Annotated in this window: 5 protein-coding genes; 4 read left to right on the forward strand and 1 reads right to left on the reverse strand. The window is 53.5% G+C overall.

What is annotated here, in order from left to right; translation table 11 throughout:
* The first annotated feature begins 789 nt into the window (after nt 1-789).
* Nucleotides 790-1,806 carry a LysR family transcriptional regulator gene (locus tag VGU61_RS08680; RefSeq protein ID WP_326858715.1) on the forward strand — a complete coding sequence of 339 codons (1,017 nt, stop codon included), beginning with the start codon at nt 790-792 and terminating at the stop codon, nt 1,804-1,806.
* Between the two features lie 172 nt (nt 1,807-1,978).
* On the opposite strand, the gene VGU61_RS08685 is transcribed toward VGU61_RS08680, so the two are convergent.
* Complete coding sequence (locus VGU61_RS08685; protein ID WP_326858716.1) at nt 1,979-3,151, reverse strand: right-handed parallel beta-helix repeat-containing protein; 1,173 nt, start codon at nt 3,149-3,151, stop codon at nt 1,979-1,981.
* A 513-nt stretch (nt 3,152-3,664) separates the two neighbouring features.
* On the opposite strand from VGU61_RS08685, the gene VGU61_RS08690 reads away from it, so the two are divergent.
* The 3 genes from VGU61_RS08690 to VGU61_RS08700 form a co-directional block, all read left to right on the forward strand.
* Entirely contained in the window at nt 3,665-4,579 is a 915-nt protein-coding gene (locus VGU61_RS08690) for an aldo/keto reductase (protein WP_326858717.1), read from the forward strand.
* A 325-nt stretch (nt 4,580-4,904) separates the two neighbouring features.
* On the forward strand, nt 4,905-6,377 hold the full coding sequence (locus tag VGU61_RS08695) for a tyrosinase family protein (RefSeq protein ID WP_326858718.1): 1,473 nt from the start codon (nt 4,905-4,907) through the stop codon (nt 6,375-6,377).
* Between the two features lie 291 nt (nt 6,378-6,668).
* A partial coding sequence (locus VGU61_RS08700) for a Wzz/FepE/Etk N-terminal domain-containing protein (RefSeq protein ID WP_326858719.1) occupies nt 6,669-7,013 on the forward strand: 345 nt, incomplete at its 3' end.

Consider the following 7,013-nt stretch of genomic DNA (forward strand, 5'->3'; position numbering starts at 1 on the left):
AACCGTGAATAAGGGCAATGAACCCGTCCGGTCCGCAAACGCACCACGTATCGAAGACCTTTACACCGGCGGTTGATCACCTTTCATGCCGGCACAGCGCCACGCTTTGTTAACCGCGTGGCGCGTTCTCATTCCCTTGTGAGCTTGAGAAGCACGGGTCGTTCACGCCGTCCTTTTCAAGACTTTACATTTTCAGGCAGTGCGTTTCCTGTCATATTCAATCGGCCTTCCTCGACAGGGTGAATTCTGCTGCATCAAGGCGTGCCGACTCATTCCTATCCCCTTGCTCGCTACTCACGCTCCCCCGGCGTGTCCTATTGCGTCTCTCTTTTTTGTGCTGTGCGATATTGTGAATCCGAAAATTTCGCATATTCGGGAACTCGCCTGACCCATTTTCCTTACACGTCATGACAACAGCATTCGAATTTGCCGGAGCACGGCTCACAACATGCAAGCGTGCCGGTGCGTGTCGCTCTTGCCGTGCGTCGCAGCCGGTGAGAATGTGCCTGCAGTGATACATGCTTTGACCGAAGCATCAAATTTTTACCATAAAGCCTTTGATTATCAATGCCTTGTCATTCGGGCTTAGGTTTTGCATGAAGTCGTCCGCAAAATACGTTCAGTGATTTGGGAAGTGTGCAGCAATCAGGTATTCCCATGCGAAACAACTGCAAAGGAGACTGAATGGGATGAGTCCAGATAGCTTTTCTCCGTACGAACACGAACTAAATAATTGCATGCCAGGCATAGCCGGCTGCAACCGGATAGAGATTTTCAAAGGGCATTGAAATGACGCAAGCAAGTAATCCATTTTCGGGACAAGCTCCCCATTCTGCGGTGAAGCTGGCCCGCAACAAACTCAAATCCAGGCCGCACGATGTGCGCAACTTGTATGTAAGCCTCAAGCAATGGCGAATATTGCATGCGGTGATCGATTGCGGCGGTTTCGCGGAAGCAGCGGATTACTTGCACCTCAGCCAGTCCGCCGTCAGCTACACCATCGGCAAGCTTCAGGAAAATCTCGGCGTACAACTGCTGAAGATCGAAGGAAGAAAAGCGCATCTCACCAAAGCAGGACGCGCTCTGCTCGATCGTTCGCGACACGTATTGAAGGAGGCCATCGAACTAGAGTTGTTCGCCAAGCATCTGGAGGCGGGCGGCGGTTCCGAAGTCCGTCTTGTTGTTGACCAGAATGTTCCTGCGCAACTTCTAATGCAGGCGGTAAAGCAGTTCTCGGCTACTACTCAAAGCGCCTCGGTGCAGCTGACCGAGACAAACATGTCGCGTCTTGAGGAAATGCTTCGACGCTCATCGGTCGATCTTGCCATAGGCGCCAGAGTGCCTTTGGGCTATTTCGGCGAGCCACTTGTCGAGCTGGAGTACATTGCTGTCGCTCACCCGAATCATGCACTGCAAAAACTGGGTAGAGACATCACTCCGGCCGATCTTGCCCGGCAGGTGCAAGTCGGTGTCGGCTGTGCGAGCGAAATGGAAAGCGGCATGAACGCCGATTACCGGGGGGCTGCATTTACCTGGCAAATCAATAGTTTCGATAAGGTGATCGAGGCTGTATCCGGATGTTTGGGATATGCGTGGCTACCCAGGCACCGCATTCAGGATTGGCTTGACCGTGGTGCCCTGGTTCCATTGTCGCTTAGCGAAAAGATCATGCACAAGTCAATGCTTTACCTGATTCATGGGCGTCCAGCGTCCTTGCCGAATTCCGCAACGATTCTTGCCGACATCCTGCGCACTCTGGCCGATGAAAATGAAAATGGCTGTCGGACACAAGAATTAGTGGCTTGAGCAGGTGACCCTGAGATAGATACGATGATTTGTTGCATGCCGATAGTGCTTGGCAGGCAGGTGAAGTAGGCAGGGTCTAGGTGCAGCTTTCTTAATAAAGCACGAAGGCGGCCCCGGCAGTATTCGCCAAAGGCCGCCTCCAAAAGCTTACGTGCGATTACTTGTGCCGAGTTTATTTGTACTCATAAGCGCCAAGATCATCCACTCCGCCTTGCGGACGCGGAGTGCCGACGATGTCGGTCGGTGGTGCGTAAGTTGCGGAGCCTTTATTGACTGCAGGCGATGTGCTCTTGAGACGGTAGTCACCGCCGCCGTCACGTATGTAATTCACGAACTGCGGATCGGCTTTGATGGTGCCGGAGTGCGTGTTTCCATTCTTGAGGTGGACGCTGATATTCGAATTGCGGAAAACCAGATTGTTGGTATAGGTGTTATGCGTTCCGGTCACGCCCACTTCACGAATGCCGTCGACATTATCGAACACGATATTGTTGGATACATGCGTGTAGTCATTGATTGCGTTGTGGTAGAAACCGCCGCCGCCTACCTTGATGCCGACATCCGAGCTAAACACCGTGTTGTTGGCAATGACCGTATTGTTTGCATCGTGCCAGAGCTGAATGGCGGTTTTGCCGATCTTGTACACCACATTGTTCTTGATGGCGCCCGTCGTCTGATGATAGATCCCTTGGTAGTACTGGCAGCCGGTGTAGCCGATGTGATGAACGACATTGCCAAGGATCTGGACGTTGACGCCGTAATAGTAATGGGTGTTCGAAATGCCGGCGGCGCCGTTGCTTTCGCAAGGCACGTTAGTGGCGATGTGGTGCACGTGATTGTTCTTGAAGACGACGTTGGAACCACGCGTGGTGAGGCCGATGCGCCACGATGGATTGCTTCTTCCGTCGACCTCGAAGCCCTCGACGTCGATATTGCTTCCGTGAACCGACCATGCAATTCGACTTGTCGTGTTCGCGGCCGGTACCAGCTTGGCACCCCATTTAACGTCGGATACATAGCGAATTCTGGCGGTAGTCGTACCGCTTGTGGTCGTACTGAAGCCGGCGGGATACGAACCAGGCGCAACGTGCACCGTCGTACCGGGCTTCGCTACCTTGGATGCTTTCAGAATGGTTTTGAATGGAGCAGTAGCGGTGCCGGGGTTTGAATCGGACCCGGTGGTGGCAACATAAAGATGCGTGCCGGTAGTAACCGCTGTCGTTGTTGCAAGCGTCCTGGTCGACGTGGGGTCTTCATTCGATTCCTGGGATGTGGAGGCGTCAGAATCTGCGGTCAGGGCGGCCATCGACTCGGGGGAAGGCGAGGATGCAGGGTCGGAGTCCACTCCGGATTCCGCAGACAAATCAGGATCGGATCCTGTGTCGGCATCGTCCATCAACGCCAGTGGCGCCGTTTCATCGTCAGCTACCGAAACAGTCGTGTTTGAGGATGGCGCGGATGAAGTCGGGGAATCGGAACCACCTCCGCCGCAAGCGGCCAAGGTCAAGGTTAGTAATAGAAGTGAAGGATATGCAATGCGTTTCAAAATACGTACTCCTGGAACGGTGATGTATGCAGTGGTTTCTGCCGCCCTAGCGACAAGAACACCTGCGCGGATAGAAAACTCGACAAGCCAAATACAAATTCACAATGTGGTTGCCTTATTTCTGCCTGATGTAGTTCTGCATTCAGTGCGGATCTGAATGCTGTCGAGTAGATGTTTCCTGGCGGAAGAAGTTCCTGGAAGAATGTTTCCTAATGTAATTAAACGAGATCCTGACGCTGCGTCTTTTTCATGTTCTTTTTGCATTGCAGAGGGACGCACTGCTCAGTCTGTCGTCTTCGAAGAGGAGTATTCATGGCCGACTTTACGTTGAACAAAAGGAAAGTAGGCTCCCATGGTGTTGCCGTTTCCGAACTGGGATTTGGTGCCGGCGGCTTTTGGGGGATGGAGATATTTAGTGAGCAGCTCGCGCGAAATCTTGTGGATGTCGCAATCGATCATGGCGTCAACTTTTTTGATACCGGACCGAACTACAGCGGCGGCAATGCCGAAGTTCGATTAGGGAAAATACTCGGAGGGCGTTCTGCGAAGTTATGCATAGGCACGAAGTGCGGTACGCATCTGATTGGCGGTCGGCATGTCAAGGACTACAGCCATAAGGCATTGAGAAGAAGCCTGGATGGCAGCCTGCAAAAGCTGCTTGTCGATCATGTCGATGTGCTGCAGTTGCATGGCATGCCGAAAAAACTCGACGACGAAACGATCGAGTTTCTCATTGCCGCCAAGCGGCGCGGCGATGCGAGGCTGCTGGGCGTATCGACGGATCTCGCCGGTGCCGAACTGGCTTTGTCGTTGGGAATATTTGATTGCGTGATGATCGAATACAACGTCATCAAACGTCGCGAACAGGAACACTTCATCGGACGTTGCGCAGACGCCGGGTTGGGCATCATGGTGAAGTCGCCGCTTGCGCAAACTTTGTATTCGGACGAGATCTTCAAGATCCGGAAACTTTCCGACGTCTGGTACTTATTGCGTGCGCTGAAGAATCACCGCAGCAAATTCCTGGCCGGCAGAAAATACCGCTTTCTATCCGGATTCGAAAATTTCACCTGCCACGAGCTTGCGCTTGAGTATGTATTGAGCAACCCGAATATAAGCTGCGCAATCATCGGGACAACCAACCCGTCGCACCTGGTCCGCAATTTTTCCGCCTCGTTAAAAACCATCCCGGAGGACATAAAGCGCAGTATTGAGGCGATTCACTAAGGTCATCCAGCCGTCGGAGTGTCGATGAATGAACGGCTGCGGGCGCAGTCGTGGCGGTGCGTCCCGGCAGGCCGCAGTGTCGTCTGCCGCTGTGCCTTGCCGTGCAACATCGCATAAGCGCCAACCAATCAAAGAAATGAATCCGTTGAGATGCAAGCCGCCACGAGTCATCGAATTTATGTACTTATTCTCCAGTTGCAGTGCAGGTAAAGTAGGTTGAACGGAACCGGACGAGATACAACACGCGTTCGATTTTGAGATCACTGAGCAACCTGTGCAGATCCCCTCCTTTTGGCAGGCACTGATAGGCCGGCGGTCTTGCTCTTTGGCTGAAACCAAAACCACAAGGAGATGCAAAATGGATTCTATACATGCGGGGCGGCGCCAGTTCGTCAAAGGCTCTCTGTCCGCATTAGCTCTATCGACACTACCCGGACAGGTTGCTCTGGCACAGACCACAATCAGAAACCGGCTGGAGTGGAACGATTTCAAGACGACCCCGGACTATGCGGCGTTCATCAATGCAATCAGCGCCATGCGCGCTAACACGAACTCGGCCGATAGAAGAAGCTGGGCCTACTGGTCCAACATACACGTCAATGCCTGTCCTCATGGAATTGCCTATTTTCTGGCTTGGCATCGTGGATACCTGCATTACTTCCAGGAGACGGTGCGGGCGATATCCGGTAACAGCACACTGATGGTCCCCTATTGGGACTATTACAAATCCGCGGTCATGCCGCAGGAATTCACCGACTCCTCCTCAGGCAATCCTCTCTACGTTCCAGGGCGAGTCAATACAAATGTGTACAGCGCATTGTCATTGACGCCGTTTTCGACCAAGTACAAAAACTTCCAACGGGGCACGGTCGACTCATTTGAAGTTGCAATCGAGTATCAGCCGCACGGGAAATTTCATAATGTCATCGGCGGTTACATGGCGCAGAAGACATCGCCCATGGACCCGATATTCTGGCTGCATCATGGGCAGATAGACAGGCTTTGGGCGGCATGGGTGCTTGCTGCCAACGGCAGGACAATGCCGCCTATCGGCGATCCGTACTGGAGTGGAAACTATACGTACCGGTCTGATCTGACGATGCCGCGCAACCGGGCTTATAACACCACGACCTACCTGAGTTACGACTACGTGGACAAGACACTTCCTCGGGCATTGCCGCCCCAGGCCAGTGCCGGACGCCTGATTCGCGTTCAGATGCCGGGACGATCCGGGTCGGGCCGTCCCGCGGTCGGAAATTTCCCGCAATTGGGCCCGGCGTCGGCAGGTGGCGGCCGACGGTCCATCGGCGGAGCTGGCAACGTGGGTTTAGACGAAACGTCGGTAAGTGTGCAGATTCCGGTCGAGCAGCCCGATAGCCAGGCATTGCGTTCAATCATTGAACGCCAGCGCGGTGGCCAAGGCGGCCGTGGAGGACCGCCTGCCGGCCCATATACATCGGTTCAGATCGTCGTCGAAAATGCACGGGTACTGCCCCAAGGACAGGATGGCGGGTACTTTTACGACGTGTATTTAAATCTTCCACAAAGCGGCGGTGCTCCGGACGAGGAGCATCTGATCGGTGGCTTCGGACCGTTTGAAATCGCTTCGCATGAGCACCATCCCGGCTCGTCCCATCTCACCTTTCCTGTGACGCAGATCCTGGCGAACACCACACCAGACCAATTGCGCGACATCACCCTGTCATTTGTTCGCGTCAGCGGAAACAACTCTCCCAGAGGGCGGGTTATCGTTCTCGGGGCAGTGCGCATAGAGCTATCCAACGATCCTGTTCAATAGGCCATCGGGAACAACTGAAATGCCGGGAGATTGCCCGGCATTTTTTTTGTCCGCAGTACATGAAGCATTTCACTGCACGTCCAGTATTTCGCTTTCAGGAGAAGGGCTCGTCGCAGCAATCAATAAAACGAATACAAGGCTGCAGGATCAGGTGCCAAGCATCGAATTTTCATACTTAATCTTCATCGCCCTTCTGGGTACATTGATACGACCCCGATACAGGAACTGACGACTACAGGGCCGTATTGGCTTTTTCAGATTCGATGTTGTCTTGTCCTTGGAAACAGAACGATGAACCAACCGATCGAAAGAATACAGTTCCAGCCCTATCCGGTATCGAATCCGGAACCGCCAGACGATACGATCGATTTGCGCAAGCATGTCGGGTTCGTGCTGGACCATTTCTGGCCCATTGTAGGTGTCGCGTTTTTCGTCACGATGCTGGGAATAGCTTATGCGTTTCTTGTCGCGCCTACCTACCAGGCCAACATCCTGATCGAAATCGAAGACAACAACGGATCACCAAGGCATGCACTGGCAGATGTGACGACCGGGCCCGATACGAAGGTGAAGACGTCATCGGAGATGGAGATTCTGCGTTCACGTTTCGTCGTCTCCCGAGCGGTTGACAATACG

This window comes from Noviherbaspirillum sp., from assembly GCF_035944575.1.
Classification (GTDB): Bacteria; Pseudomonadota; Gammaproteobacteria; order Burkholderiales; family Burkholderiaceae_D; genus Noviherbaspirillum.

Excerpts from the sequence above, each read along its gene's own strand:
- VGU61_RS08680 (WP_326858715.1), top strand. The coding sequence starts at position 790 with ATGACGCAAGCAAGTAATCCATTTTCGGGACAAGCTCCCCATTCTGCG.
- VGU61_RS08690 (WP_326858717.1), top strand. The coding sequence starts at position 3,665 with ATGGCCGACTTTACGTTGAACAAAAGGAAAGTAGGCTCCCATGGTGTT.